This is a genomic window from Rheinheimera maricola (genome assembly GCF_016918075.2).
GTDB classification, from domain to species: Bacteria; Pseudomonadota; Gammaproteobacteria; order Enterobacterales; family Alteromonadaceae; genus Alishewanella; species Alishewanella maricola_A.
In genome coordinates, this window is record NZ_JAERPS020000003.1 from 461,042 (window position 1) to 488,022 (window position 26,981).

The following is a 26,981-nucleotide window of genomic DNA, read 5'->3' on the forward strand; positions in this document are numbered from 1 at the left end:
TATTTCTTGTGCCTTTTCTGTAATATTGTACAGATGAGTAAGTTACATGAACCGAAAAATGTTTTTCATTCTATTTGCTTTGCTGGTCCTTAGCATTAGCAAGCTAGGCTTTTTTAGCGAAGCCGATAAAGATAGAGAATCTAATAGGAAGTCTGAGTCCAAGGAGCTAGTCTTGGTACAAAGTCCAATTAGATCTGATCGAGCTATAACCGAAATTACTCCGAACCAGAATTATGAGAGTGAATCTGACGACGATTACTTTCAGTTGACACTTCAATTGTATGAGCTGGCAAGGCAAGGAGATGCACTCAGCCAATATCGTTTAGCGCGAATACTAGAACAGTGTCAGATGACTGTGCTTTTCAGAGAAAAAATTATGGATGATATAGCGATGCTGCACGTAAATTATAGTAAAGCTAATGAGGAGAGCATCTTATTTTTAGAGCAGTTAGTGAATAATTGTGATTCTTTCAATAAAAGTAACATATTAGCATTTGCGTCAAAGCCTGTGAGCTCGCTTGAGGACGACATACTGTCACTGGCAATTGCGTGGAAAAGCTCCGCAGCTTTGGCTGGTTTTCCTGCTGCAATTGCTGAAATGCCACTGATTAGTCGTCAGCTTCTAAATGAGCCTGATGTATATCAAGTGTTCCAAGAAATGCTGCATGACAACGATCCAGCTGCACTTTTTAGCCTGGGCTCTTGTCTGTCCACTCAGGAGTTACATAGTCCCGATCCGGTTGGATTAATTTTGCAGCAGCTGGCATGTGAGCTGGCAGGTGGCTGTGAAGGGCTTATGTATTATGACTCACTTCGAGTCTATGCATTGATGGGGATTATTGTCAGTCAATATAGCCAGCCTAGCCATCAGCAGCGAGAACAGGATTTATTGCTCTACGATTTCTTGCAAATTGAGCAACATTTAGAACAACAAAGTGGCTCTTATTCTGATTATCAGCAAGCGAGCCAAGCTGTACGTGGCATGCTCGATAGCATGAGTTATCGCAGTGACTTGCTTGATCGTTGCACTGGTTAGGTTTTGTACTTTAAAATAAGCGCTCCAACTAAATGGAGCGCTATTACTATTAACTTTTCTGATACCCATCAAGGTTTTGCTGCTGCCAGCTGTCGCGTACCATGTCATCTAATGTTTTTCAGCCTGCCATTCCAACAAGCTTTTTTTGCTTTGCCTAGGTCGGCGTAGCAGATGGCGTGCTTTCGTATCGGTCATAGGCTGCACTATGCCAAAAAGAAAAAAGGCCGACAAGTGTCGGCCTTTTAAGGGTAGCTTAGTTAAGCTTTTCGCGGATACGCGCTGATTTACCTGAACGATCGCGTAAGTAATAAAGCTTAGCACGGCGCACGGCACCACGACGTTTAACGGTGATGCTGTCTACCATTGGGCTGTGCGTCTGGAATACACGCTCAACACCTTCGCCATTAGAGATTTTACGTACGGTGAACGCAGAGTGCAGACCGCGGTTACGCTTAGCGATAACTACGCCTTCAAATGCCTGCAAACGGCTTTTGTCACCTTCTGTTACTTTTACCTGAACTACAACAGTGTCGCCCGGCGCGAACGCTGGAACGTCTTTCTTTAACTGTTCATCTTCAAGCATTTTGATGATGTTTTGGCTAACTTTGCTCATAACAATCTCACTTTACCTGGAATTAACTGTCTTCTTGCTGCCCCGTCCGGCACTCTTGCTGATGTTCTTTTTGGAACTCAGCCAGTAACCGTCGTTGCTCCTCAGTCAGAGCCAGGAGATTTAACATATCCGGTCGTCTAAGCCAGGTTCTCCCAAGAGACTGCTTTAAACGCCAGCGTCGTATATTTTCATGGTTACCACTCAGTAATACTGATGGCACCTGTTTATCTGATAACACTTCCGGCCTTGTGTAGTGTGGACAATCCAGCAAACCGGACGCAAAAGAATCCTGTTCTGCTGACTGTTCATGCCCAAGTACACCTGGTACTAAACGTGACACTGCATCTATCAATGTCATCGCTGGCAATTCACCGCCACTTAACACGTAATCGCCAATTGACCACTCAGAATCAATTTCGCCTTCTATTACGCGCTCATCAATGCCTTCATACCGGCCAGCTACTAACAGCAGCTTAGAATACGTCGCCAGTTCAGTAACACCTTTTTGGTCTAACTTGCGGCCTTGCGGCGACAAATATACCGTGTGTACACCTTCACCTGCAGCATGCTTGGCGGCGCGTATAGCGTCACGCAGCGGCTGCACCATCATCAGCATACCAGGGCCACCACCATAAGGCCGGTCATCTACAGTGCGATGCTTGTCCGTTGTGAAATCACGCGGGTTCCAGCATTGCAGTTGCATAATGCCTTGCTTTACAGCACGGCCGGTTACCCCATATTGCGTTATTGCCTGAAACATTTCCGGGAATAAGGATACAACCCCTACCCACAGCTTAGTGTCATCCGGCATTAAAACGCGGGATCCCAGTCTACGATAATGCGACGCTCGGTTAAATCAACGCTTTTAATGACAGAATCCACTAAAAACGGCAACAACCTTTCTTTCTGACCAAATGCATCGGTACGGTTGGCTTTAACCACTAAAACGTCGTTAGAACCCGTTTCCATCATGTCAGTTACTTCACCTAAGTGATAACCCGCCTCTGTTATTACTGCCAAGCCCATCAGGTCTTTCCAGTAATAGTCACCCACTTCCAAAGAAGGCAGTGCCTGGCTCGCTATAGCGATATCAGCATTTACATACTGCTGCGCTAAGTCTCTGTCACTGACGCCGTCCAATTTCGCTATCAGGCCATTACCATGGCGCTTCCAGCTAGAAATTTGCACTGGTTGCCAGCTACCCTGAAATTTTACCTGCCAGGGTTTGTAATCAAAAATCCCTTCCGGGATGTCGGTGTAAGCGTTAACTTTCAGCCAGCCATTGATGCCGTAAACCGCACCAAATTTGCCAAGAACGACTAAATCTTTCTCACTCAAGCTGACTACTCCACACGACCTTTTGCTAATTAAGCAGATGCTTTCTCAGCAGTTTTTACCAAGTTTGCAACGCGATCACTTAATGAAGCACCTTGTGCTACCCAGTGATTAACGCGATCCAGGTCCAGACGCAGTTTCTCTTCAGTACCGCCAGCGATTGGGTTAAAGAAACCCACGCGCTCAATAAAGCGGCCGTCACGAGCAAAACGGCTGTCCGCTACCACAACTTGGTAAAATGGACGCTTTTTTGCGCCACCACGTTGTAAACGAATAGTTACCATAAGGCCCTCTAATTTTATCGTTCAGGTTTTATCAAAAATAACAAAGCCCCCGGTTGGATCCAAGGGCTGCAGCATTTTACTGATTTAGAGCGCAATTGCAAGGTATTTCGCGGCTTGGCTGCCATTGCAGCGCTAAATAAAACCCCGCACTGTGGCGGGGCTGACTAAATATAGGCCGGATTTATCGCGGTGGTAGCATGCCCGGTGGCAGCTTACCGCCCATACCGCGCATCATTTTCATCATGCCGCCTTTACCGGACATCTGCTTCATCATTTTTTGCATTTGGGTAAACTGCTTCAGCAGTTGGTTAATATCCTGCACCTGGGTGCCTGAACCTGCAGCAATACGCTTTTTACGCGATCCTTTCAGCAAATCAGGGAACTCACGTTCTTTCTTCGTCATTGAATTAATGATGGCTTCCATCTTAACAAATTGCTTATCACCCATCTGATTCATCGCACCCGCAGGTAGGTTTTTCATACCCGGCAGTTTGTCTAGCATCGACATCATGCCACCCATACCACGCATTTGTACCAGCTGTTCGCGAAAATCCTCCAGTGAGAAGCCTTTGCCCTTCATCACTTTTTGCGCCATTTTGGCTGCTTTATCTTTGTCGACTTTTTGCTCAAGCTCTTCAATTAAACTCAGCACATCGCCCATACCCAAAATCCGTGAAGCAACACGGTCTGGATGAAACGGCTCTAAGGCATCGGTTTTTTCGCCGGTACCGAGAAATTTAATTGGCTTGCCAGTAATATGCCTAATAGACAGCGCCGCCCCACCACGGGCATCACCATCAGTCTTGGTTAGAATAACACCTGTTAACGGCAGCGCATCATTAAACGCCTTGGCGGTATTGGCAGCATCTTGCCCGGTCATGGCATCCACGACGAATAGCGTTTCTATCGGTTTTACCGCAGCATGCAGCGCGATAATTTCGTCCATCATGCTACTGTCAACATGCAAACGGCCTGCGGTATCAACTAGCAGCACGTCAAAAATGCGGGTGCGGGCGTGTGCAATAGCAGCATTAACTATATCAACGGGCTTTTGCGACAAATCACTGGGAAAAAATTCCACCCCCACTTCTTTTGCCAGCGTTTCCAGCTGTTTAATAGCCGCTGGACGATATACGTCAGCCGACACAACCAGTACTTTTTTCTTTTTACGCAATGTTAAAAACTTCGCCAACTTGGCTACTGACGTTGTTTTACCCGCGCCTTGCAAGCCCGCCATTAACACCACTGCCGGTGGCTGAGTGTTCAGCGCTAACTCCTCGTTAGCTTCACCCATCGCCTCTTCCAGAGCTTTACGGACAATTTTTAAAAATTCTTGCCCAGGTGTAAGGCTTTTACTCACTTCCAGTCCTACAGAGCGCTGCTTTACATTGGCAACAAAATCGCGCACTACCGGCAACGCAACGTCGGCTTCAAGCAATGCCATCCGCACTTCGCGCAGCGTATCTTTTACATTGTCTTCAGTTAAACGGCCACGGCCAGTAATGTTTTTCAGCGTGGCACTTAAACGATCTGCTAGATTTTCAAACATGGTTGTTCACTCTACAGCGATGATGTCGCCGATTATACCAAAGACAGGCGGCAGAAGCAGCCGTTAAGAAACTGTTGATCGCAGCGCTGGGCATCTGCTAAAAGTTGCAATACAATACCAAGTCATCGAAATGAAAGGAACTGCTAGTGATGTCTACGGTGCTGTTAACTGCACTTGCATTAAATGCTTATCTGGTTGCGACCGGCTCAGTATTGCTGCGCATTTTCCACCCGAAAGGGCCACATTTTAAAACTACGTTTAGTGCTGCAGTCGCAGGCCTGGTGCTGCATATGCTGGTACTGACCAGTATGCTGTTCACTGCTGACGGCCAAAATTTCAGTTTACTTAATGTGAGCTCTTTAGTGTGCTGGCTCATTACCGTTGCCGTTACTCTAACGTCGCTTCGTGCGCCAGCCGTGTTGCTATTACCTGTGGTATATGGTTTTGCCAGCCTGATGCAGGTGGCCGTGTTAACCTTGCCACATAGCGTGCAGTTACAACATTTTGAGCAAAACATAGGCTTACTTGTACACATCTTATTGGCATTTATTGCCTATGCCATCTTAATGATGGCGATGTTGTATTCCTTTCAGGTTAGCTACATCAGTAGCAGATTAAAGCAAAAAGATTTTGCTGCCATGACCCGTCATATGCCACCACTGGTGCAGGCCGAGGTGCTGCAATTTCGCATTTTACTGGCCGGTACCGTGTTGTTAGGCTTGGCTCTGCTGGTCGCCGCAATATTTATGGATAACTGGCTGGCAAAAGAAAATTTGCATAAAAACGTCTTTAGCTTTGCTGGCTTTATTGTATTTGCGGTATTGTGTTGGGGCCACGCCAAGCTTGGCTGGCGTGGCAAAATTGCCAATTCGTTAACATTGAGCGGTGCAGCACTGCTAACTTTAGGCTATTTTGGTAGCCGTTTTGTGCGAGAAGTGCTACTCAATTCACTTTAATTCTTGACTCAACAGACACTTCGTAATATCAAGTACAGGTGTTTGGCAATACAGGTATTTAACTCTTGGACGACATATCGACGGGTACGCTATTTATTGTTTTGGGCGTGCTCTTATTCATATCTGCCTATTTCTCGGGATCAGAAACTGGCATGATGTCTGTGAACCCTTATCGTTTGAAACATTTAACAAACGAAAATCATAAGGGTGCCATCCGGGTAAGCGAATTGCTGAAACGGCCAGACCGTTTAATTGGCCTGATTTTGATTGGCAACAATCTGGTTAATATTGCTGCGTCTGCTATTGCAACGATTATCGGCATGCGTCTTTACGGTGATGTGGGTATAGCTATTGCTACGGTTGCGCTGACTATGGTGGTGCTGGTGTTTGCTGAGGTAACACCTAAAACTATCGCGGCATTGCATCCAGAGCGTATCGCCTTTCCTAGTTCAGCATTGTTGAAGATATTACTGAAAATATTTTATCCATTGGTGTGGCTGGTAAACTTTATTACTAACGGCATACTGGCTCTGATGGGCATAAGCCCGGAAAAACATCAAGGCAACAGCTTAAGCGCAGAAGAATTACGCACTGTGGTGCATGAAGCCGGCGCGCTGATCCCCGAGCAACACCAAAGCATGCTGGTAGGCGTACTGGACCTGGAAAATGCCACAGTGGAAGATATTATGGTGCCGCGCAATGAAATTGTCGGTATCGATATCAACGACGAATGGAAAGATATAGAGCGCCAGCTGGCCAATATGCAATATAGCCGAATCTTGCTCTATCGTGACAACATAGATGACGCTATAGGCTTTGTGCACCCACGTGAGTTAATGCGATTATTAATCAAAGAACAACTTACCAAAGCGACATTGATGCGGGCTGTCAGCGAGATTTACTTTATTCCTGAGGGCACGCCACTAAATACTCAGCTGATGAAATTTCAACGCACCAAAGATCGCATTGGTTTAGTGGTAGATGAATACGGTGATATTCAGGGCCTGGTTACATTGGCAGATATTTTGGAAGAAGTGGTAGGCGAATTTACCACCGATATCAGCGATGAAAGCAACGAAGATATTATGCCGCAACCTGATGGCTCTTACTTGATTGACGGTAGTATTAACTTGCGTGATTTGAACCGGGAAATGCAACTTGAGCTGCCAACCGATGGACCTAAAACGTTAAACGGTTTGATATTGGAATACCTGGAAGAAATTCCACAAGGAAAACTTAGTATTCGCTTATCTGGTTATCCAATGGAAGTCGTCGACGTACAGGACAATATGATTAAAACTGTACGCATATTAGCTCACTTGAAAAAAGGCTAGTCGACGTTTACAAAAGCCGGCTCAGCCGGTTTTTTTTATTATCTAAGCAAAAAACAATCGCCACAGCCAACCACGCTTCAAATCGTCTTCACATGTTTTAAGTTGCGCTGCATAATTACTCGCCCGGTTATCTACTTTTTTGGCTACCTGCACCAGCCATGCTTTCTGCTTATAACTACCACGTTTGTAGCCGCCCCATCCTTCGTGATAATTAAGATACTGGTTATACGCGTCCCACTTTGACACACCGTTTAGCCGCTGGCTTTTGCTGATATACCAACCCATAAAATCGATGGCATCGTCAAAGTTATCCCGACTGGCCCAAAAGCGGTCTGCCTCTTTAACATATTCGTCCCAAGTGACGGTTTTTGCCTGTGAGTAACCATAGGCGCTGCTGGCGCGACCATAAGGAATAAAACCCAAAAACCAGCGCATTGGTGGCCGGGCGTTATGCTTAAAACTGCTTTCCTGATACATGATGCTCATGGGGACATGTATAGGTACACCCCATTTATCACGTACCTTGGCGGCCGCGTCGTACCAGTCTCGGTGTTCATTAAAAATTTCACACAGGTTCGACGTGTTTTGTGGCGGTGGCGTGCTGCAACCACTAACAAACAGCATCGCGGTGGTGGCAAATAGTAGTGGCGCAGTGAGAGTATGAACTTTTTTCATTCAGTTGATTCTAACAACTTGCACGGATGCAACCAAGTTTTATCTCCCTGGATTACTCTTACGGCTACCAATGGTAGCCGGTTTTTTTGCCTCTTTATGTCGCATCAGTGCACTTAGGAACTTCGGCAAAATACTGTTCAATATACTGCTCAAAACTTACCGTATCTTGCATTTCGATCTGCTGTTGCCGCTGCGTTGACTGCTGTGCTGCTGCCATAAATTGCGGCTCATTGTAATACTGGTAAGCCTGCTGCCCTAACTGCTGACGATACTGCGCAGATAACTGCAAAATATAGCTGCCGTTATCTTGTTGCGTTGCCAGCAATTGGTTTAACAGCTGGCCAGAAAATGTTTGTGACGGGTCTAGCAGGCTTAGATAAAATTGTTGCAGCGCGGCTGAATAACGCTGATTGCCATAAGCAGTATCAAGGTGCCGCGCAATTGGCATCATATCGGCGAACAGCTCTTCAGCCCAGTCTTGCATTAACCTTGGCTGGCCATTTTGCAGCAATTCAAGACTATTACGTCGACCGTCGGTAACCACTTTTTTCAGATTTTGCTCTGTTACCGTTTGTTCTGCGGCGGATAATGTCGGGCTATCTTTTAGCAGGCAATACAGCAGAAAAACATCAAGAAAATGCATTTGTTCGGCGCTGATACCTACCGCACTAAAGGGGTTCACATCCAATGCCCGTACTTCAATATATTCGACACCGCGCTTAGAAAGCGCGCAAGTGGGTCGCTCGCCGGATTCAGTGGTGCGCTTAGGCCGGATAGTAGAATAGAACTCGTTTTCAATTTGCAATACATTGGCATTCAGTTGCTGATATTCGCCATTTACTTTCACGCCAATGTTGCGATATTCCTCAGATGGCATGCTAATGGCGGCATGCAAACCGCTGATGTACTCTTCCAGACTGTTATAGGTTATATTTAAACTAGACTGTGCACTGTTAGTATAGCCCAAATCACTCATGCGTAACGACGTCGCATAGGGCAAATACAATGACCCTTTACCCAGTGGTTGAAAGGCATACCTGCTGCTACGGTCCTGTAAAAATGATTTACACATCGCCGGTGACGCACCGAACAAGTAGACAATAAGCCAGACATAGCGCTTGTAGTTACGAATAAGCGCCAGATATTGCTCGGAAATAAAGCTTTGTAACTCACCGTCTTGCCCCAGCACTTGCTGATACTGTTGCCAGAAACTCTGTGGTAAAGAGAAGTTAAAATGCACCCCGCTTATTGCTTGCATCATGCTGCCGTAACGATTGTGCAGGCCTTTGCGGTACAATGTTTTCATGCGGCCAACGTTAGAGCTGCCATATTGTGCAAACGGAATCGCCTGATCTTTACCGATAAAGCACGGCATGCTAGCCGCCCAGAACTGTTCTTCACCAATATTCCGAATGGTAAAACGATGAATATCAGCAAGTTGCGCCAGCGTGGTATCAATATTGTCGCTTACAGGCGTAATGAACTCGAGCAACGATTCAGAAAAATCGGTGGTGATCCACGGATGAGTTAACGCAGAACCAAGTGCCTCAGCATGCGGTGTTAACGCAAGCTTCCCATCAGTCTGCACTCTTAGCGTCTCACGTTCAATACCATGCAAAATGCCGGTAACTGCCTGAGGGTTGATGCCGCTTAACTGCTGCAGCCGTTGATTTATCATTGAACCCAAGTGATATCCTTAAAAAGCAAGACGCCTGTGGCAAGAAATTGGGGGCGCCATATTAAACTTCAAGACCGACAGCCAATTTAGCCTGCAATTACCTTAACAACAATGCTGTTTTCGCCAGTTGGAAAAAATAACCCCGCAATGGCGGACCAATGCGGGGCTATTTACTAAAGCATTTAGCACTAATGAGATTTGTCTGTATCTGACACCTTCGATTCGGTGTTATTGGCCGCTGCAGCTGGATCAGGCTCAGCAAAGTCAGCATCGTCTGAATCACCCACAACGTGCTCCAACTTTAACTTGCGCACACTGCGAATGGTTGTTACCGGGCCTGAACAAGCATAGATAAAAAAGATACCAAACAGCATTTCTGCAGGTCGGGATGCAATAACGACAAAGACCAGTAACACCAGTAATATCGTTAAAAACGAAACCCGGTCGCGCCAGTTTAGATCTTTAAAAGAGTTATAACGGAAGTTACTCACCATTAATAAGCCTGCGGCAATAGTGAGCAAACCAATCAGATAACCAATATTGTCGCCATTGATTTCATAAATGCTGCCAACCCACACCATACCAGCAATAATACCGGCGGCAGCTGGACTTGCCAGACCCTGAAAAAAACGGCTGTCGGTGATACCCAGATTGGCGTTAAAGCGTGCCAGCCTTAACGCAGCACAAGCGACGTAAATAAATGCCGCCAACCAGCCAAATTTACCGTATTCAGCCAGGCCCCAGTTATAAGCCACTAAAGCTGGTGCCATACCAAAGGCTATCAAATCTGACATACTGTCGTATTGAGCACCAAACTCACTCTGAGTGTTGGTCAAACGTGCTACACGGCCATCTAAACCATCAAAAATCATCGCGATAAAAATGGCAACGGCGGCGGCTTCAAAGCGACCGTTCATCGATGCCACTATGGCAAAAAAGCCGGAGAACAAACCGCCGGTAGTCAGTAAATTGGGCAGTAGGTAAATACCCTTGCGTGGCCCGCTATCATTCGTTTTCGATTCTGTCATAACACACTTCTATAAGGGATACTGCTTAAGATTATAAGGGACATACCATAGCATGGATAGCCTTTAACAAAAAAGTGACCGCCGGGGCGGTCACTTTTTTGCCTAGAAAGTCTCTTAAATCAGTGGCTGCTAACCACAAACTTTGTGCCGTCATGCTCCAGCTGAACGGTACTGCCCGGCACCACATCACCTTGCAGCAGTGCTTGTGCCAGTGGGTTTTCTAAGTATTGCTGAATCGCCCGCTTTAATGGCCGCGCACCGTAGAGAGGGTCGAAGCCCACTTCCGCCAGCTTATCCAACGCGGCATCAGTGATACTAAATTTGTATTGCCGCTCTGCCAAACGCTGCTCCAATCTTGCAAGCTGAATTTTAGCAATACTGCGAATTTGGCTGCTATCCAGCGGGTGAAATACGACTGTTTCATCCAGCCGGTTTAAAAACTCCGGCCGGAACTGCTTACTCAGCACACCCATTAACATGTCTTTCATTTCTTGGTAGCTATATTCCCGGTAGTGCTCTTGGATCAGATCTGAGCCCATATTTGAGGTCATAATAATTACCGTATTTTTAAAATCGACCGTGCGCCCCTGACCATCGGTTAAACGGCCATCATCAAGCACCTGCAGCAAAATGTTGAACACATCCGGGTGAGCCTTTTCTACCTCGTCCAATAAAATGACTGAATAGGGTTTACGCCGCACCGCCTCGGTAAGATAGCCACCTTCTTCATAGCCAACATAACCTGGTGGCGCCCCGACTAAGCGCGACACCGCGTGTTTCTCCATAAACTCAGACATATCGATACGCACCATCGCATCCGGGCTATCAAATAAGAAGTTGGCCAATGATTTGGTTAGCTCTGTTTTACCAACACCCGTTGGGCCTAAAAATAAGAACGAGCCTATCGGTTTATTAGGGTCAGACAAGCCGGCCCGGGAACGTCGAATAGCATGCGACACTGCAGTTACCGCCTCGTCTTGCCCTATAACTTTGTCATGCAGTGCTAATTCCATTCGCAACAACTTATCGCGTTCACCCTCCAGCATTTTGCTTACCGGTATGCCGGTTGCTTTGGACAGCACATCAGCAATTTCCTGCTCTGTTACTTTATTGCGCAGTAAAATATTGTCTTGCATTTCCGCCTGCGAGGCTAAATCGAGCTTTTTTTCTAACTCAGGTATGCGGCCATATTGCAGCTCAGACATGCGCTGCAAATCGCTAGCACGGCGTGCCACCTCTAAATCCAGCCGTGCCTGCTCCAGTTCGGTTTTGATATTTTGCGTACCTTGCAGGGCCGCTTTCTCCGACTCCCATACCTCGTCCAGCTCGTTGTACTTAACATCCAGCTCACGAATGTGCTCTTGGATCATGTCGCGACGTTTTATCGTTGCTTCATCAGTTTCTTTGGCAAGCGCGTTGTCTTCCAGCTTTAATTGGATGATTCGCCGCTCCAGCCGATCCAGCTCTTCCGGTTTAGAATCCATCTGCATGCGAATGCTAGAGGCAGCTTCATCTATCAAATCAATCGCTTTATCCGGTAGCTGTCGGTCTGACACATACCGGTGCGACAAGGTAGCAGCCGCTACAATCGCCGGATCGGTAATTTCCACTGCATGGTGCAACTCATAGCGCTCTTTTAAGCCGCGCAGAATAGCAATAGTGTCTTCCACGGTAGGTTCATCGACCAGCACTTTTTGGAAGCGTCGCTCCAGCGCTGCATCTTTCTCAATGTACTTACGATACTCATCCAACGTTGTCGCGCCTAAGCAGTGCAGTTCACCACGCGCCAGTGCCGGTTTGAGCATATTTCCGGCATCCATCGCGCCCTCGGCTTTGCCGGCACCAACCATAGTATGGATTTCATCTATAAATAGAATGACCTGGCCCTCTTCTTTCGCCAGTTCATTTAGCACCGCTTTTAGCCGCTCTTCAAATTCTCCGCGGTATTTCGCGCCTGCCAGCAACGAGCCCATATCCAACGACAACACCCGCTTATCCTTTAAGCCTTCGGGGACTTCTTTATTGATGATGCGCTGTGCCAGGCCTTCAACAATGGCGGTTTTACCCACGCCGGGCTCGCCAATTAGTACTGGGTTATTTTTGGTACGCCGTTGCAACACCTGAATACAGCGCCGAATTTCCTCATCGCGGCCAATAACCGGATCGAGCTTGCCAGCTTCTGCACGGGCCGTTAAATCTACAGTGTATTTGGTCAACGCCTGGCGGGTGTCTTCAGCGTTTTGATCATCCACCTTCTGGCCACCGCGCATGTTATCTATAGCAACTGCAACCGCTTCTTTATCGATACCAACTAAGCGCAGTATCTTACCCAAATCGGATTTGTCTTCAGTGGCAGCCAGTACAAATAACTCACTGGAAATAAACTGATCTTTGCGTTTTTGTGCCAGCTTATCGCACTGTTGCAGCAGCTGTGCAGTGGCCGAAGACAACTGCAGGTTAGCACCCTCGCCCTCTACACGTGGCAACCGGTCTATTGCCTGGCTAACTTTAGAGCGCAGCTCGTTAAAATTAATCGCCAGTTTATTTAGCAGTTCACGTACTGTGCCGCCTTCTTGATTTAGTAAAGCAAACATCAGATGCACCGGCTCGATAAACTGTTGATCACGGCCCAGCGCCAAAGACTGCGCATCGGCGATCGCTTCCTGGAATTTACTGGTAAATTTATCTAGACGCATTTATGGCTCCTACAAGCACAACACTGTTGTGTCATAAGATTGGGTGTTATTGTTGGAAATTCAAGCAGAACACGTCAAAAATTTGACTTAGATCAGACTAACCAGATTGAGCTGGCCATACGGCCGGTTTGGCCATCCCGCCGGTATGAAAAAAAACGTTGTGGTTGTTGGAAGGTACAGAAATTACCGCCGTAAATCTGTTGCACACCACATTGGCTTAAACGTTGTCGCGCTAACAAATACAAATCTGCCAGCCATTTACCGTTATCAGCAGCAATAAAGGCTTGTGCTGCTTCAGGTGCCTGAGCCATAAAAGCGCTGCGCACTTCCGGGCCTACTTCAAAAGCGCTTTGGCTGATCGCCGGGCCGAGATAGACCAACACTTGCTCTGGTTTTGCAAAGTGTCGTAGCGTACTTTCAACTACGCCATTACACAAACCACGCCAACCGGCATGTATAGCGGCCACCTGAGTACCGTCTGCATTACATAGCAGCAAAGGTAAACAGTCTGCCGTCATTACGGTAGCGACTGCGCCGCGTTCTGTAGTTACAGCAGCATCGGCATCAGCACCGTTTATTGTAGCCGCAGTTAAGCGTACAACGTCTGTGCCATGCACTTGATTTAACCACACCGGTGATGCCGGCATTTGCGCCATTTGCCGATAGCGCTGGCGGTTTGCTGCCACTTTTTCCGCAGCATCGCCGACGTGACCACCGAGATTTAACGACGCATAAACGCCTTCTGAGCTACCACCCAACCGGCTACTGCACACCGCCCGCACATTAGGCGGTGCGGGCCAATCCGGGATGATTAGGCCTCCGTTATTCGTCATCGCTGTTACACGTAATCCAAGCCATGCTCAACGGTATCGGCACGTAAGGCGGCATTTAACTGCACCATGTCGTCCGGAATAGGTGCATGCCACTCCAGAATTTCCAGTGTGATTGGATGCGCCAACCGCAACATTGCTGCATGCAGGGCCTGACGTTTAAAGTTGCGCAAAATTGTTAATAATTGCTCATCTGCCTTACGCGGCGGCCTTGGCCGGCCAGCATATACCGGGTCGCCTACCAATGGGTGGTTGACGAAGGTCATATGCACCCGAATTTGATGCGTGCGGCCGGTTTCCAACCTTAAGCGTAACCGGGTATGGGCTCGGTATTTTTCCATCACCCTAAAGTGCGTGGTCGCCGGTTTACCCGATTGCGTTACCGCCATATGAGTGCGTTTTGTCGGATGGCGGCCTATTGGTTCATCTATAGTACCACCGCCGGTCATAGCGCCATGACAGACCGCTTCATACTCACGGGTAATTTCGCGAGCCTGCATAGCTTCAACTAAATGCGTTTGAGCGGGAATGGTCTTTGCGACCACCATCAAACCAGTAGTGTCTTTATCCAGTCGGTGAATAATGCCGGCGCGCGGCACTTCGCCAATACCTGGGCAATGGTGCAACAAAGCATTTAACAAGGTACCGTCGGCGTTTCCGGCGCCCGGATGCACCACCAAGCCGGCGGGCTTATTAATTACCAGGATATGCTCGTCCTCATAGACGATGTTCAACTCTATCGCTTCGGCCTCGAAACGCTGGTCTTCTGGCAGTTCGGCCAGAATTTCAACTTGCTCACCACCCAGCACCTTCTCTCGGGGTGTGTTGTGAACAGAGCCATTGACAGTGACAGCATCGGCCAAAATCCATTCTTTTATCCGCGAACGCGAATAATCGGGGAACATTTCGGCCAGAACCTGATCTAAGCGCTTGCCAAAAAGATGGTCTGGAATAATTTCTGAAAGTTTTAGCTGTTTTGTCATAACGGAAGCAGTTATCCTGTGTGCAACCCCGGCAGGTCTGGGGTAGAATCGCAATAACAGGTATTTTAGCGATTTTACGCCTGACTAGACAGCCATTTAGCTCAAGTAGTAACGGATTTTTAAATGAAAGTGAATTTTGTACTGATTTCCCTGCTGGCGTTAACACTCACAGCTTGTGCCGGTAAGCCCGAACAACCAGACACCAGCAGTACACAAACTGCCCAAACTGCCTATCAGCAGGCAAAAGACGTGCTTGATAAGGGCTTGTATAACAGAGCCATTGAGCTGTTAATGGCCGTTGAAAGCCGTTATCCGTTTGGCCCTTTAGCCAGGCAAGTGCAGCTGGATTTGATTTATGCTTACTACCAGGCCGGCGATTTGCCGAAGGCTCTGGCGGGTATTGACCGTTTTATCCGCTTAAATCCAAATCATCCTGAACTAGACTACGTTTACTATATGCGAGGCCTAACGAACCTTAAAGCCGATGAAAACGCGCTGCATGACGTTTTGGGCATTGACCGCGCCGATCGTGACTTAGCCAGTACCCGCCAGGCATTTGATGACTTCAAACTGCTGGTTAGCAGCTTTCCTAACAGTAAATACAGTGCAGAAGCAAAGAACCGCATGTTGAGTATTAAAGATTCTCTGGCACGGCACGAGCTATTGATTGCAGATTATTATATGCGCCGCGGCGCTTACCTGGCCGCTGCCAACCGCGGAAAATATATAGTTGAATACTATCGTGATTCAGCGCTGGTAGAGCAAGCGCTGGAAGTGATGATTGAAAGCTATGACAAATTGGGCCTAAGAAAACTTAAAGACGACACTTACCAGGTTCTTAAATTAAATTATCCGCAAAACAACAAGTTTTAGCACCAAAAGCCCCGCAACAGCGGGGCTTTTTACTGCTTAAATCGCTTCCAGAGCTTCAGCTAGTTTACTTACACCAATCACTTCCATGCCTGCAATTGGCTCTTTTGGGCTATTGGCCAATGGCACTATCGCCCGCGTAAAGCCATGTTTTGCCGCTTCGCGCAAGCGCTCTTGTCCACTGGGTACCGGCCGGATCTCACCGGCTAGACCAACTTCACCAAAGACAACTAAATCATTTGGCAACGGTCGGTCGCGAAAGCTGGATACCAGCGCCAGCAAGGTCGCTAAATCTGCACTGGTCTCATTTACTTTGACGCCGCCAACCACATTGACAAATACGTCCTGATCCGCCATCTGAATACCGGCGTGACGATGCATCACCGCCAGCAACATAGAGATACGGTTCTGGTCCATACCTAGTGTTACCCGGCGAGGGTTATTTAATGGTGAGTGATCTACCAACCCTTGGATCTCTACTAATAACGGTCGGGTGCCTTCCCATAACACCATAACGATACTGCCGGACTGATCTTCTTTGCCGCGGGTTAGAAAAATTGCTGATGGGTTTTTTACCTCTTTCATGCCCTGCCCCGTCATAGCAAACACACCAAGTTCATTTACCGGGCCAAAGCGGTTTTTATTGCCTCGCAAGGTCCGATAGCGATTATCGCTATCACCATCCAACATTACCGAACAATCAATACAATGCTCTAATACCTTTGGGCCGGCAAGAGAGCCATCTTTGGTTACATGGCCTACCATAATGATGGCAATGTGGTGCTGCTTGGCGAAGCGCGTTAAGTAAGCCGCACTTTCTCGCACCTGCGACACACTGCCTGGTGCAGACTGAATATCAGCCAGGTGCATCACTTGAATAGAGTCTATAACTACGATGCGCGGTTTTTCCTGCTGCGCCAACACACAAATAGTTTCGACATTGGTTTCAGCCAGCATCTTCAAAGCATTAGATGGCAAGCCCAAACGCTGTGCTCGCATAGCCACCTGTTGTAGTGATTCTTCACCCGTAACATAAAGCGCACCACCGTGCTGTGCCAGCCCACACATTATTTGTAGTAATAAGGTACTTTTACCGGCTCCCGGGTGACCACCAATCAAAATAGCTGACCCTGGTACTATGCCGCCGCCCAATACACGGTCAAATTCAGCAAAGCCGCTACTAAATCGTGGTACATCTTGCAAGTCCACTTCATCCAGCCGCATAACCTTGGCCACCGCAATACCAGCGTAGCCTTCAAATCGGGCATTTTTGTTGCTAGCGGTGCCAAGCCGAACTTCACTTACTGTATTCCAGGCGCCACACTCAGTACACTGGCCTTGCCAACGGACAAAATCGGCACCACAATCGCTGCAAACGTAAGCAGTTTTAACTTTTGCCATTATTTATTTTCTCAAGCTAAATGAAAGGCATGGATATTGCTTTTCAAATTGTAACAACGTAGCGTACTACAGATTATAACCCCAAGGTGCCGGTATTTTGGCATTTAACATGATTGAATTATGACAGCAGCAGATTTACAGCAATATATCGGCGTTATTGACCGGATGAAGAGTTTGCTTAACTCAGCAGACTTCGATCAGGTATTTGCTTTATTAACTTCTGAACTGCCTAAGTCAAAACAATTTTTGCTTAAAATGGAGTTAAAACGCATGGCTCAGCCATGCAATTACTTTATCGATTTACGTGGTCATGTCGACGGTGACGTGTCTCCTTATGAATTTATGGGTAAAACCCATTACATGGACAAAAATGCCATTAAGGTGTTTGAGCGCGGATTAAAGCAATATGGCAGTTATACAATTGGTTTATATGAAGAAGTATTAAATACTGAGAATAATTTCAGAGTTATGCATCGCAAAGAAGCGGCGCAGCGGGTAAAAACCGCCTTGCAACAATCTTCAACCCGCAAAGCAGACACTGACACTGACACATTACCTGAACAATATGCCAAGATCATTCATTTTGGCAGTTATACCGCCCGTCAAGATGAACGAATGAATTTCGCTATAGAGGTGGAGATTGAATATCAGGGCCGACGCTTTGATGCCAGCACCTCGGATTTATCCGTTTCAGGCTGCAAGGTAAAGCTAACAAAACCAGTACAAATTAATCCTGGTGAAAGTATCAAATTATTTTTTACCGGCTTAGAGCAAGAGTTTATGCTCGGTTTGGCCGATGGTGTAATGTATAAATTAATTGAAAATCACAGTAAGGCTGCTAACCATTATTTGCGGCTGCAACGTTTGGTTAGTGCCGATGGCGACGACAAACAGTTTGCCGACTTTCTGCAACGTTTTATAACCGGCAATAAACGCCGCTATAAAGTTAATTTAGACAGCGTTTGTCAGACCGTGCAAACTAAAGGTTACGAACAATTTTATGTACCACGTATTAGCGCTTTACCGGTATTTATTGCGGTTAAAGATGGCCAGCCGATACCTAAGTTTGCTTTTACAACCGAATACAGCAGAAGCGTGTGGCACTATTTTCTTGATGAGCAACATCAGGCAGTATTTGACAGTCTGCTAAATGTTCGGCGACTGAAGCAGTTGTTGCAACAAACTTCTGAAGTTAAATCAACCATCATTTACAGTTTTACCCATGCTGCCAAGGGGAAGCTATTCTTTTATTCTGCAACAACTGAAGAACTAGCTGAATCAGAACAATTGAAACAGCTTTTTCTCGGTTTTGGCGCCAGCAAATCCAGTTGGCGCGTATTTCATTGCAACCTGCTGCGCACATCAGCTGCTATGGCCGAAATGCCAGACACTATTCCAGAGCAAAATCAGAGTAAGCCGGCGGGTGCACATTCGGCCTTAGTGCAACAGCTGATTAAAGATTTACGGTATATAGTGAACCTAACCGACATTACTAGCACAGACAATACCTTCTGGTACCAGAGCTATAAAGTTGACCCGCAGCAGTTAAAACAATTGGCGAATTTTGGCCATAAAAAGCGCGCTGATACGCCACCATGTGAAGCGGTAGCCGCGCAATATGTCAATTTGCGCTCAGAGTCACGCTACTTGTATAAAACAGCCGTTCAGATTGTACAGCCAGAGGGCGATGCTGAGATTAACGGCCACAGCAGAGATTTCTCATCCAAAGGACTACAGCTGGAAACCACACTACCGGTTCAGTTTGAAAAAGGCGATGTTCTGCTAATTAGTTTGCCAGATATGCAAAAAATCAGCAGCCGCTTTGAGCTTAACGCTCTACCCTATGAAATTATGGCTATTAGTAAAAGCCGCAGCATTATGAACTTACGAGCGGTTGAAGGCGAGCAACCGCACAACGGCAGGCTATTTTTCCAGCAATTGATCCAAAATAACCGCGCTAAGCTGACGCCCGCCGAAGAGAGTCCGAAGTATCAGGGGCTGGCACCTGCACTTCGCAATATGTATTTAAATGCACAAAATAACTTTGCGTTGTTTTTACACCGCAAAGGCATTCGTTATGAAATTGATACGGTGGCACAAAGTACCGATTGCCACAGTCTGCAGAATTTACTCAGCTTGAGCAGCAAGAACGCCGCACAAATGGATTTGGCTCCTATACTGCGCAACAATGCAGCCAGTTTGCATTTTGCTCAACAGCTAAAACAGATGAAACGATTTGACTCTGCCAGAGCTTACGAACTTTTTATTGCTCTGCCAGCCACAATAGAAACCGCGCCGACGGAACTATTGTGTCGCTACGATTATGAATTCGATACAGAACAGTTAAAACAACAATTTGTGCTAGATGCGCTGCAAAATGGCAGTCTTTTTTGCTTTAAATTAATGCTTTCCCGCACTGGCCGTCCAGATACCGATTATATCGCCGCCGAAATGAACTACATCAGTACCTACGCCATTCACAAAGCCAAAGCTCTCGAAGAAGAATTATGGAGTGTAGCTGGCGTTATTGATATTGTTGATATTTCTACCGAAGTTCCCTGGCGCTATGGCGCTAAGGTTGACCCAATTAAACAAAAACAAATACAACTAGACCAGATAGCGTTACAGCTTAAGCAGCCAGTCACGTAGCATTACGAAGTGGTCTTGCACGGCCGCCGGGTGCGTTAACATAGAGATGTGATCATAGTCCTGTTGGTATCCATGCCTTTTGCTAAGTAAGGTATAACGTGCCTCAGGCACCGTCTCAGCTATAAACGCTTTAACATCCTGTGGATGCCCGAGCAAGCGATCATTCTGGCCAGCAAAATGCCAAACCGGCGGCCAACTCAATTTTTTACTGGCCGAAGCATAGTCAAACTGATCACACAAATCGGTAAACGCAGCGCCGTTAATCCACTGCACAGTGTCTTGCAAGAAATGACCGGGTTCGTCATCGGCGCCAAAACGCCATTTGCGTGCAGGGAAATAACCAAGTTGCCGGCTAAGCCATGGCGCCAAAGTATTCCAAATCAGATCTATTTTGAGTTTACGCTCCAGGCTGTTTACCGTGATAACCCGCTTGGTACCAAAACAAACTTTAACCGCGACTTTAGCAGCAAGTGTAGGAAATCGCGCCAAACAGGCCGCAGCGACCACGCCTCCCCATGAATGTGATATCAAAATCACTTTTTGCTGGTGTATTTGGTGCAGATGCTCAATCAGCGCCGGAATATCCCGGGTAATCATCTGATGCTGGCTTTGGATAAAGCCCTGTGACACATGCGGCTTAGACAGGCCGCGGCCGGCAAAGTCAGCGCAATACACCATAAAACCGTGATCTGCCAGGTAACAACCCAGCCCCTTGCCGGAGCGGCTGTAAAAAATACGGCCGTTCTCAATAGCACCATGCAGCATTAAAACTGGCGCTATACCTTGTTGTATTGGCAACAATCGGCGCACATGCAGCTGGTACTGCTGCAAGTCCAGATAGAATGAACTTTGCTGGTGTTTCATGCTTAATCCAGCAAATACAGCAGCTGCAATAACGAACCCCGACGAATAGCAGCCTTTGCTTGTGCCTGCACTTTGGGTTTAGCATGAAATGCCACGCCCAGTGCCGCGGCTTTTAGCATTGGAATATCATTAGCACCATCACCTATGGCCACGGTTTGCTGTGCTGCAATGCTGTATTCAGTTGCTAGCCGGTTTATAACCTCTGCTTTTGTGTTTGCATCAACAATATCGCCACTTACCTTGCCGGTGAGTTTGCCATCGACAATTTCCAACACATTAGCAAAAGTAGCAGTTAAGCCAAGTTGCAGCTTAAGCGCATCAGTAAAGTAGGTGAAACCACCAGAAGCAATAGCAACTTGCCACTGTTGCGCCTTTAAATGTCTAACCAGCTCAGTTAAGCCCGGCATCAACGGCAGGGCTTCAAGCACCTGGCGCAATATAGCCTCTGACGCCCCCTGCAATTCGGCTACACGCGCTATCAGACTTTGCGCAAAATCCAGCTCGCCATTCATCGCCCTGGCAGTTACTGCCGCCACCTGCTCACCAACACCAGCTAATTTAGCTATTTCATCGATACACTCTATCTGTATTGCTGTGGAATCCATATCCATAACCAGCAAACCTGGCTGTGTCAGCGTAGGTCGCTGCAGCAAATACACCAGTTCAACTCCATCTGTTGCCATGCAGGTGGCTAATTTTTGCTGCAGTTCAAGACTTAACGGCTGTGATAGCAATAGCTCTATCGCACCGTCTAACTGTGGATGCGGTCGATAAATCCGGCACGGCACCGCTTGGTCAGGCGCAATCAACTGCAATGCAGCAGAAACGGCGAGCCAATTCAACCTCGCACCAAACAAGCGAATCACTGCAGTACCGGGGTTAGCTTCTGCTATGAAGGCCTCGGTTTCAGCCAGATCTAACGCTTGACTACTATGTAGCAATAACGCCGTTCCGCAGAGCTTAACGGTTTCTCGATCTGTAGCAGTAAGGTGAACCAATGGCGATAGCACGGCTTGCTGTTGCAAAGGAATATGATAAAAAAACGACACTTAAGTACCTATACTTGCTGACACGAGCATGGCATGCTACCGACTTTAACGACTAGCCAAGCTGGCGATATGTGGAAAATATGCAGAACGATATCCCAATACCAGACAGTACTTCAAGCACAATTAAACTGTTGCAGATAGGTATTGCCGTGCTGGGTATCTGGTTGTTGCTGCATAGCTGGGTATTAACGCAACAACAGGGAAAGCAGTTATTACTGCAACAAAGTAGTCAATTAATGCGCGAAACCCTTACCGCATTATCGCATACAGCGGCCTATCTGATTGAAAACGATCAACTTGATGGCTTAGAGCAACTTACACAGCATATTGCTGCCAGTCCTTATTTGCATGACGTAGTAGTATATGATGCCAATGGCGTACGTATGAGCTGGTCAGAAGGTAGCGCGCCAGCCCGTTTATTGTATAGTCCAGCACAGAATGAACAGTTGCAGGCTATGGTTCAGCCTATAAGTAAAGATCAGCAATTGCTGGGTTATATTAAACTTAGTTTGCGTTTGGATGCATCTTTAACGCTTATAAGTATGTCCTGGCAGCAAATGATGCAGCAATTACTGGCAATGCTGGTATTGGCCGGTATTGTTGGCTTTATGCTGCGCCGCGGCTTTTCCCGTTTCTCCCGCCAATCGCTGCGCTTACGCCGCCCCAAGCCTTAATACATTCATGCTGTTTTGCCACAGCTGCGCCGCAATCTGTAGACGTGGCTCCGGCCGTAGCTGGCAAAAAGCATCAAACACTAACGCCAGCTGGGCCGGGGTATTAACTACGCCCTGATAGCCGGCCAGCGGCATAGCCGGTGCATCGGTTTCAAGCACAAAACATTCAAGCGGCAATTTTCGCACTGTGTTACGGGTTTTTTCCGCCCGGTCATAGGTAATAGTGCCGCCGATACCCAACTTAAAACCCAAATCGACAAAAGCCATGCCTTGTTGCTGACTGCCGGAAAATGCATGCAAAATACCGCCTTCGCCAAACTGCTGCTGTTTTAGCTCAGCCAGCAACTGTGGTTGGCTTTTGCGATGGTGCAGCACCACCGGTTTACCGTGCTGCTTAGCCAGCGCCAATTGCATTGTAAACAGCTGTTGCTGAATAGCGAAAGTAGCTTCATCCAGCGCATAATCCAGCCCAATCTCGCCTACAGCAACAATAGCGCTACTATGAGTTGTTAGTAGCTTATCCAGCTCAACCAAAGCGTCAGACGAATGCTTAGCCGCCCACCACGGGTGTATACCCAAAGCGACGTGCCAATAGGAATGTTGTTGATGTAAGCTCAGTAGATTTTGCCAAGCCGATTGTTGTACGGCGGGAATAACTAAAGCGCTAACACCGGCTTGTTGCGCCACCTGCCAGTGCGACTGCTGCGCAGCGGCAAGCTCGGGTAAATCCAGATGACAATGGGTGTCGAATAGTTTCATGCTGCAATTGCAGCAGATAATCACTACATCCTCAAGGGGAAGGAATGCCTATCTTACAATTGACAGGCATTTGACACTGAATTGCCTGCTATTTAGGGTCAGTGGAGGTTGTAAAAAGCTCGCGCGCAGACAACATTTCCCTCGCGATAGGTCGCCCATGTAATATGACCGTGGCAATACTGTTCCATGCTTCCACATTTTCCAATGGATTTTGTTTAAGTAACAACAAATTGGCGACTTTTCCTACACTTACTGAACCGTATCTATCCTCAAGTTTGAGTAAGCGGGCATTGTTTATCGTCGCAGCGGCAAAAATAGCGTGCAATGGTATCCCCGCTTTGGCCATTTCGGTTAACTCCAGATAAGAGCCATAACCGGGCTGATGGCTGTACGCCGGTGCAGAGGGCGTGTCGCTGGCCAAAAGTAATGGATGCCCCAGATCATATAGTACCTTTGCCGCAACAGCGCCGCGTAGACCAATCATTTGTAATCTAACAGCAGCTTCTGTTTCTGACATACCTTCAAAATCAACCAGTAATTCTTGCTTAAACCATTGCGCCTCGTCAGATAAGTACCAGTTTAATAATGCTGGCGGTACCACATCAGCTAACTGCGGATCGGTTAACACATCTGGCGTCAGCATAGCAGCAAGTCGGGACATGACACTCAGAGTGGGCTGATACCCAATGCCTGCACGATGAATTTCCTGCAAATGTGCCATTAATTCTGCAGGTAATGCCGGTATTTCATCAGCCGGAGCAGTAACCTCCATCCCGGTCCAATTCCATATGCCATGGGTAAGTACATCAACATGATGCTGTATAGCAATCCGCTGCATGTCATAGGCGTTGGCATGCGCGAACAGCGGCAATTGATGCCGGCTAGCCGCGGCGCGAATGTCACTCAGCGTTTGTTTGCTGTATAAAGGCAAGTGGCTGGCGTCACCAAAGCCATCTTCAATAAAAATTTTCAGGCAATGCGCACCACTTTCAGCAATACGCTCAACCACTATTGCTGGCGTATTGCCCTCTCCTGCGGATTCTGGTCGCTTTGCGCCATCTTGATGAATGTAGTTTGGTTGCGTCTTATGGACGTGTCCGTAGCCACCGGCTACAGGTGCAGCACCACAGTGCCATAAATCAGGTGCCTGTGGCTGCTTTTTAAACATAGCAATCCCTTGTGGGCTGCTGCTTAAATCCAGTAATTGCGTCACACCAAAGTACAGATAACTGCGCGGCTGCTGTCGGAAAAAGTCAGGCAGATAATCATCCGCTCTGGCAGATGTGACACCGGGCGCTTCACTGACATGCACATGGCTATCCATTAAACCGGGTGTAAGGTATAAACCTGAGCCGTCTATACTCTGCAAATTCTTCCGCTCGCTTTCGCTAAGTGGAGTACCCGCCGGCGCTAAACGGGTAATAATACCATCGCGGATCAAGACCTGCTGTTGCAGTAACGGCTGTGTCAGCTCAGCTGATAATACCGTGACAGGCTCGATTAAAAGATACCGGCCAGAAGCAGCATCAGACGTTGTTGGCGTTAATCCAATTTCTGCCTGCCCTGAACTTGACAATAGGATTGCCAGCCACGCACACTGTAGTAGAACCTTATTTTTCATAATTTATGCTCCGGTAATTCAAAGGCTTAAGTCTGCGTTAATTCAACGCTACATGCCTGAAGAACTTCTGAAGCTTTTCTGAAGATTACCTGTAGAACCTATTTTTTCCGATGACAGCACCGAATAGCATAGACCCGGTAACGCTTATACCAAGTAGCATAGAGCCGACAGCACAATGTCCAAATCAATTGGCACAGCCTTGCTGGCAACTTGGCGTCTGGTATATCGAGCCTGGCATTAACCGGATAAGTAGTGAAGAGTGCAAACTACAATTAGAACCGCGCTTAATGACAACACTGCTGTTATTGCTACGGGCCAACGGCCAGACAGTTAGTGATGAGCAATTGCTTAATAACGTCTGGCCCAACGTCGTGGTGTCTGACGCGTCCTTGTATCAGGTGATTGCGCAGTTACGTAAGGCGTTAACGGATCAGCAAAAGCCGTATCAACTGATTGAACGGGTGCAGCGAAAAGGCTATCGTCTGTTGCAACACGCCAGCATGCTGCCTCCTCCGAATACGGCTATTTCACAACATTCACCGCAACATACGCCAGCTGTGTCTGACAAATTCAGGGGGAAAACACGGACAAATCGCGCTATTTTTGCTGCTGTTACCGCATCTTGCCTGGCGCTGTATGTTATTTCGCTAGCCTTTTGGCATGACGAGCAAATACCAGTCATTTATACGCCACTAACAGCTGCCCCCGTTACCTCACAACAACCATTGCTACCATATACCGGATTCGAGCAACATGATTGGAGCATGTTACAGCAGGCCCTGTATTTGCTGAATCAACCGCAAGCAGCGGCTATCAGTGACGGCATACGCTATTTGCATACGCTACTACCGCAGTATCAACACCACCCTGCGCTGCTGGTTGCGCTATGCAACGGCTATCATGCTATGCATACCTACAGTGATTGGTCACTACAAAAAGCGCTGGCGTTATGCGAGCCTCTGCTGCAACAAGCACTAAAATTGCAGCCAGATTTTGCGCCGGCGCTTGGCAGTTTTGGCGCGCTGCAGCTGTCGCGAAACAACCTGGATGGTGCGCGCTTTTACCTCGATAAAGCGGGACAGCTTGCACCTGAAGACACGCATATTATGCTCTGGCGCGCTGCGCTACATCGGGTACAAGGGCAATATGATAAAGCCTTTGAATTGATGGATAAAGCGACAAAGTTGGCACCGTTATCCGGATTACTAAAACGGCATTATGCCTATAGCCTGCTCGGCGATGGCCAACTTAGCCGGGCACGTGTGGAATTCCAGCTCGCTTTGTTGCTCGAAGATAACTATTCAGATCGAGCACTGGATGAATTAGAGCTATTACCGTTAACCAGGCAACGCGCACTGGCATTTCTGCTTTGGGCTGAACGCTTTCCTGACCGGTTGCATAGCCCTGAACGCTGGACACAATTAAGCCTGGTGCAACTGAGCCTGCAGCAAATTAAGCAGGCTGAAGCCAGTTTACAGCAGGCGATATTAATGTCGGATAAGCATCCCTTTGTGTTATTGGCGCAGGCAATGCTGGCACAAGCTCAAGGCCAGGATGCTATTGCCAATGCTTATCTGCAACAGCGGCTGAGCCTTAACCCGCAGCATAAAATTTTTCAGCTACAAGCCATGTTTTTATCAGTTCCACCGGCTACAACATTGCAGCGCAGTGTATTGCACAAGTTATTGCCGGCCTATTCTCAGGATGCTGACCAGGCGCTGCAACAAGATTTAGCGAATAACGAACAAATTAACGCGCTGTATTTCCTGTTAAGCCTGCCACAGACTGAGCGCCGGGCTTATCAGAGTAATATCAGCGACTTTGTCAGCAGCCAACAGAATGCCGACAGCCTCAGCTTGCAATTGTTATCTGTGGTCGGTTTGACAGAGCAAGCGAACCAGCTGGCGCTGCATTTGCTGGACAACGGTTGGTTGCCATCACCGCATGATGACTATTACCTGGCCGAACAACACCCACTGTGGCAACAGCTGTCAGTCGAGTTTTTCAGCAAACTGCAGCAGCAACGACAACAGGTGTTAGACGCCTTTGCTGCAGAAATGGCAGAAATAAAGTCCAATGAAGTACCGCAGTAACAGG

At 47.5% G+C, this 26,981-nt stretch carries 23 protein-coding genes; 7 read left to right on the forward strand and 16 right to left on the reverse strand.

The genetic code is table 11. The annotated features are described in order from the left end of the window. Positions 1 to 46: 46 nt before the first annotated feature. Complete coding sequence (locus I4W93_RS10860; RefSeq protein ID WP_205310899.1) at positions 47 to 1,036, forward strand: hypothetical protein; 990 nt, start codon at positions 47 to 49, stop codon at positions 1,034 to 1,036. 253 nt (positions 1,037 to 1,289) lie between these two features. On the opposite strand, the gene rplS is transcribed toward I4W93_RS10860, so the two are convergent. From rplS to ffh, 5 genes are all read right to left on the reverse strand, one after another. Further along, complete coding sequence (gene rplS / locus I4W93_RS10865; RefSeq protein ID WP_205310898.1) at positions 1,290 to 1,649, reverse strand: 50S ribosomal protein L19; 360 nt, start codon at positions 1,647 to 1,649, stop codon at positions 1,290 to 1,292. A 22-nt stretch (positions 1,650 to 1,671) separates the two neighbouring features. Next, a complete protein-coding gene (gene trmD, locus I4W93_RS10870; RefSeq protein ID WP_438646774.1) occupies positions 1,672 to 2,460 on the reverse strand; it encodes a tRNA (guanosine(37)-N1)-methyltransferase TrmD in 789 nt (262 codons plus the stop codon). Next, complete coding sequence (gene rimM, locus I4W93_RS10875; RefSeq protein WP_205310897.1) at positions 2,460 to 2,987, reverse strand: ribosome maturation factor RimM; 528 nt, start codon at positions 2,985 to 2,987, stop codon at positions 2,460 to 2,462. The genes trmD and rimM overlap by 1 nt, the downstream gene beginning before the upstream one ends. Positions 2,988 to 3,016: 29 nt before the next feature. Continuing rightward, a complete protein-coding gene (gene rpsP / locus I4W93_RS10880; RefSeq protein WP_027671544.1) occupies positions 3,017 to 3,268 on the reverse strand; it encodes a 30S ribosomal protein S16 in 252 nt (83 codons plus the stop codon). Positions 3,269 to 3,449: 181 nt separating this feature from the next. Continuing rightward, positions 3,450 to 4,817, reverse strand: coding sequence for a signal recognition particle protein (gene ffh / locus I4W93_RS10885; protein ID WP_205310896.1), 1,368 nt, complete (start codon positions 4,815 to 4,817; stop codon positions 3,450 to 3,452). A 149-nt stretch (positions 4,818 to 4,966) separates the two neighbouring features. Here ffh and I4W93_RS10890 point away from each other — a divergent pair, with 149 nt between their 5' ends. Together I4W93_RS10890 and I4W93_RS10895 are read left to right on the forward strand one after the other, a co-directional pair. Next, the gene (locus I4W93_RS10890) at positions 4,967 to 5,773 is read left to right on the forward strand and encodes a cytochrome C assembly family protein (protein ID WP_205310895.1); all 807 of its coding nucleotides are present in this window, start codon (positions 4,967 to 4,969) and stop codon (positions 5,771 to 5,773) included. Positions 5,774 to 5,838: 65 nt separating this feature from the next. Then, positions 5,839 to 7,107 (forward strand): HlyC/CorC family transporter, encoded by a 1,269-nt coding sequence (locus I4W93_RS10895; protein ID WP_205310894.1) that lies wholly within the window; start codon positions 5,839 to 5,841, stop codon positions 7,105 to 7,107. A 42-nt stretch (positions 7,108 to 7,149) separates the two neighbouring features. Here I4W93_RS10895 and I4W93_RS10900 read toward each other — a convergent pair whose 3' ends face one another. From I4W93_RS10900 to rluD, 6 genes are all read right to left on the reverse strand, one after another. Further along, on the reverse strand, positions 7,150 to 7,782 hold the full coding sequence (locus I4W93_RS10900) for a transglycosylase SLT domain-containing protein (RefSeq protein WP_205310893.1): 633 nt from the start codon (positions 7,780 to 7,782) through the stop codon (positions 7,150 to 7,152). Between the two features lie 94 nt (positions 7,783 to 7,876). Further along, the gene (gene gshA / locus I4W93_RS10905; RefSeq protein WP_205310892.1) at positions 7,877 to 9,460 is read right to left on the reverse strand and encodes a glutamate--cysteine ligase; all 1,584 of its coding nucleotides are present in this window, start codon (positions 9,458 to 9,460) and stop codon (positions 7,877 to 7,879) included. Between the two features lie 188 nt (positions 9,461 to 9,648). After that, entirely contained in the window at positions 9,649 to 10,488 is an 840-nt protein-coding gene (pssA, locus tag I4W93_RS10910; RefSeq protein WP_224673388.1) for a CDP-diacylglycerol--serine O-phosphatidyltransferase, read from the reverse strand. A gap of 119 nt (positions 10,489 to 10,607) precedes the next feature. After that, positions 10,608 to 13,184: an ATP-dependent chaperone ClpB gene (gene clpB / locus I4W93_RS10915; RefSeq protein WP_205310891.1), complete on the reverse strand. Its 2,577-nt coding sequence runs from the start codon at positions 13,182 to 13,184 to the stop codon at positions 10,608 to 10,610. A 92-nt stretch (positions 13,185 to 13,276) separates the two neighbouring features. Next, positions 13,277 to 14,017: a peptidoglycan editing factor PgeF gene (gene pgeF / locus I4W93_RS10920; RefSeq protein ID WP_205310890.1), complete on the reverse strand. Its 741-nt coding sequence runs from the start codon at positions 14,015 to 14,017 to the stop codon at positions 13,277 to 13,279. 5 nt (positions 14,018 to 14,022) lie between these two features. Then, on the reverse strand, positions 14,023 to 14,997 hold the full coding sequence (gene rluD, locus I4W93_RS10925; protein ID WP_205310889.1) for a 23S rRNA pseudouridine(1911/1915/1917) synthase RluD: 975 nt from the start codon (positions 14,995 to 14,997) through the stop codon (positions 14,023 to 14,025). A 123-nt stretch (positions 14,998 to 15,120) separates the two neighbouring features. Between rluD and I4W93_RS10930 the strand changes: the two genes are divergently transcribed. Beyond that, positions 15,121 to 15,870: an outer membrane protein assembly factor BamD gene (locus tag I4W93_RS10930; RefSeq protein WP_205310888.1), complete on the forward strand. Its 750-nt coding sequence runs from the start codon at positions 15,121 to 15,123 to the stop codon at positions 15,868 to 15,870. Positions 15,871 to 15,906: 36 nt separating this feature from the next. On the opposite strand, the gene radA is transcribed toward I4W93_RS10930, so the two are convergent. Then, positions 15,907 to 17,268 carry a DNA repair protein RadA gene (gene radA, locus I4W93_RS10935; protein ID WP_205310887.1) on the reverse strand — a complete coding sequence of 454 codons (1,362 nt, stop codon included), beginning with the start codon at positions 17,266 to 17,268 and terminating at the stop codon, positions 15,907 to 15,909. Between the two features lie 120 nt (positions 17,269 to 17,388). Here radA and I4W93_RS10940 point away from each other — a divergent pair, with 120 nt between their 5' ends. After that, positions 17,389 to 19,917: a PilZ domain-containing protein gene (locus I4W93_RS10940; RefSeq protein ID WP_205310886.1), complete on the forward strand. Its 2,529-nt coding sequence runs from the start codon at positions 17,389 to 17,391 to the stop codon at positions 19,915 to 19,917. On the opposite strand, the gene I4W93_RS10945 is transcribed toward I4W93_RS10940, so the two are convergent. After that, positions 19,891 to 20,781 carry an alpha/beta fold hydrolase gene (locus tag I4W93_RS10945; protein ID WP_205310885.1) on the reverse strand — a complete coding sequence of 297 codons (891 nt, stop codon included), beginning with the start codon at positions 20,779 to 20,781 and terminating at the stop codon, positions 19,891 to 19,893. The genes I4W93_RS10940 and I4W93_RS10945 overlap by 27 nt on opposite strands. 2 nt (positions 20,782 to 20,783) lie before the next feature. Continuing rightward, positions 20,784 to 21,830, reverse strand: a complete 1,047-nt coding sequence (gene serB / locus I4W93_RS10950) for a phosphoserine phosphatase SerB (RefSeq protein WP_368735602.1) — start codon at positions 21,828 to 21,830, stop codon at positions 20,784 to 20,786. Between the two features lie 80 nt (positions 21,831 to 21,910). Here serB and I4W93_RS10955 point away from each other — a divergent pair, with 80 nt between their 5' ends. Then, on the forward strand, positions 21,911 to 22,504 hold the full coding sequence (locus tag I4W93_RS10955) for an AhpA/YtjB family protein (RefSeq protein ID WP_224673390.1): 594 nt from the start codon (positions 21,911 to 21,913) through the stop codon (positions 22,502 to 22,504). Here the strand turns inward: I4W93_RS10955 and I4W93_RS10960 are convergent. After that, positions 22,484 to 23,263 carry a TatD family hydrolase gene (locus tag I4W93_RS10960; protein ID WP_205310883.1) on the reverse strand — a complete coding sequence of 260 codons (780 nt, stop codon included), beginning with the start codon at positions 23,261 to 23,263 and terminating at the stop codon, positions 22,484 to 22,486. The two genes, I4W93_RS10955 and I4W93_RS10960, sit on opposite strands and share 21 nt — an antisense overlap. 88 nt (positions 23,264 to 23,351) lie before the next feature. Further along, positions 23,352 to 24,884, reverse strand: coding sequence for an amidohydrolase family protein (locus I4W93_RS10965; protein WP_205310882.1), 1,533 nt, complete (start codon positions 24,882 to 24,884; stop codon positions 23,352 to 23,354). A gap of 110 nt (positions 24,885 to 24,994) precedes the next feature. On the opposite strand from I4W93_RS10965, the gene I4W93_RS10970 reads away from it, so the two are divergent. Beyond that, the gene (locus I4W93_RS10970) at positions 24,995 to 26,977 is read left to right on the forward strand and encodes a winged helix-turn-helix domain-containing protein (protein ID WP_205310881.1); all 1,983 of its coding nucleotides are present in this window, start codon (positions 24,995 to 24,997) and stop codon (positions 26,975 to 26,977) included. Positions 26,978 to 26,981: the final 4 nt, after the last annotated feature.

Coding starts and splice junctions, on each gene's coding strand:
- I4W93_RS10860 (WP_205310899.1), top strand. CDS start 47: ATGAACCGAAAAATGTTTTTCATTCTATTTGCTTTGCTGGTCCTTAGC.
- rplS (WP_205310898.1), bottom strand. CDS start 1,649: ATGAGCAAAGTTAGCCAAAACATCATCAAAATGCTTGAAGATGAACAG.
- trmD (WP_438646774.1), bottom strand. CDS start 2,460: ATGCCGGATGACACTAAGCTGTGGGTAGGGGTTGTATCCTTATTCCCG.
- rpsP (WP_027671544.1), bottom strand. CDS start 3,268: ATGGTAACTATTCGTTTACAACGTGGTGGCGCAAAAAAGCGTCCATTT.
- ffh (WP_205310896.1), bottom strand. CDS start 4,817: ATGTTTGAAAATCTAGCAGATCGTTTAAGTGCCACGCTGAAAAACATT.
- I4W93_RS10890 (WP_205310895.1), top strand. CDS start 4,967: ATGTCTACGGTGCTGTTAACTGCACTTGCATTAAATGCTTATCTGGTT.
- I4W93_RS10900 (WP_205310893.1), bottom strand. CDS start 7,782: ATGAAAAAAGTTCATACTCTCACTGCGCCACTACTATTTGCCACCACC.
- gshA (WP_205310892.1), bottom strand. CDS start 9,460: ATGATAAATCAACGGCTGCAGCAGTTAAGCGGCATCAACCCTCAGGCA.
- pssA (WP_224673388.1), bottom strand. CDS start 10,488: ATGACAGAATCGAAAACGAATGATAGCGGGCCACGCAAGGGTATTTAC.
- clpB (WP_205310891.1), bottom strand. CDS start 13,184: ATGCGTCTAGATAAATTTACCAGTAAATTCCAGGAAGCGATCGCCGAT.
- pgeF (WP_205310890.1), bottom strand. CDS start 14,017: ATGACGAATAACGGAGGCCTAATCATCCCGGATTGGCCCGCACCGCCT.
- rluD (WP_205310889.1), bottom strand. CDS start 14,997: ATGACAAAACAGCTAAAACTTTCAGAAATTATTCCAGACCATCTTTTT.
- I4W93_RS10930 (WP_205310888.1), top strand. CDS start 15,121: ATGAAAGTGAATTTTGTACTGATTTCCCTGCTGGCGTTAACACTCACA.
- radA (WP_205310887.1), bottom strand. CDS start 17,268: ATGGCAAAAGTTAAAACTGCTTACGTTTGCAGCGATTGTGGTGCCGAT.
- I4W93_RS10940 (WP_205310886.1), top strand. CDS start 17,389: ATGACAGCAGCAGATTTACAGCAATATATCGGCGTTATTGACCGGATG.
- I4W93_RS10945 (WP_205310885.1), bottom strand. CDS start 20,781: ATGAAACACCAGCAAAGTTCATTCTATCTGGACTTGCAGCAGTACCAG.
- I4W93_RS10955 (WP_224673390.1), top strand. CDS start 21,911: ATGCAGAACGATATCCCAATACCAGACAGTACTTCAAGCACAATTAAA.
- I4W93_RS10960 (WP_205310883.1), bottom strand. CDS start 23,263: ATGAAACTATTCGACACCCATTGTCATCTGGATTTACCCGAGCTTGCC.
- I4W93_RS10965 (WP_205310882.1), bottom strand. CDS start 24,884: ATGAAAAATAAGGTTCTACTACAGTGTGCGTGGCTGGCAATCCTATTG.
- I4W93_RS10970 (WP_205310881.1), top strand. CDS start 24,995: ATGACAGCACCGAATAGCATAGACCCGGTAACGCTTATACCAAGTAGC.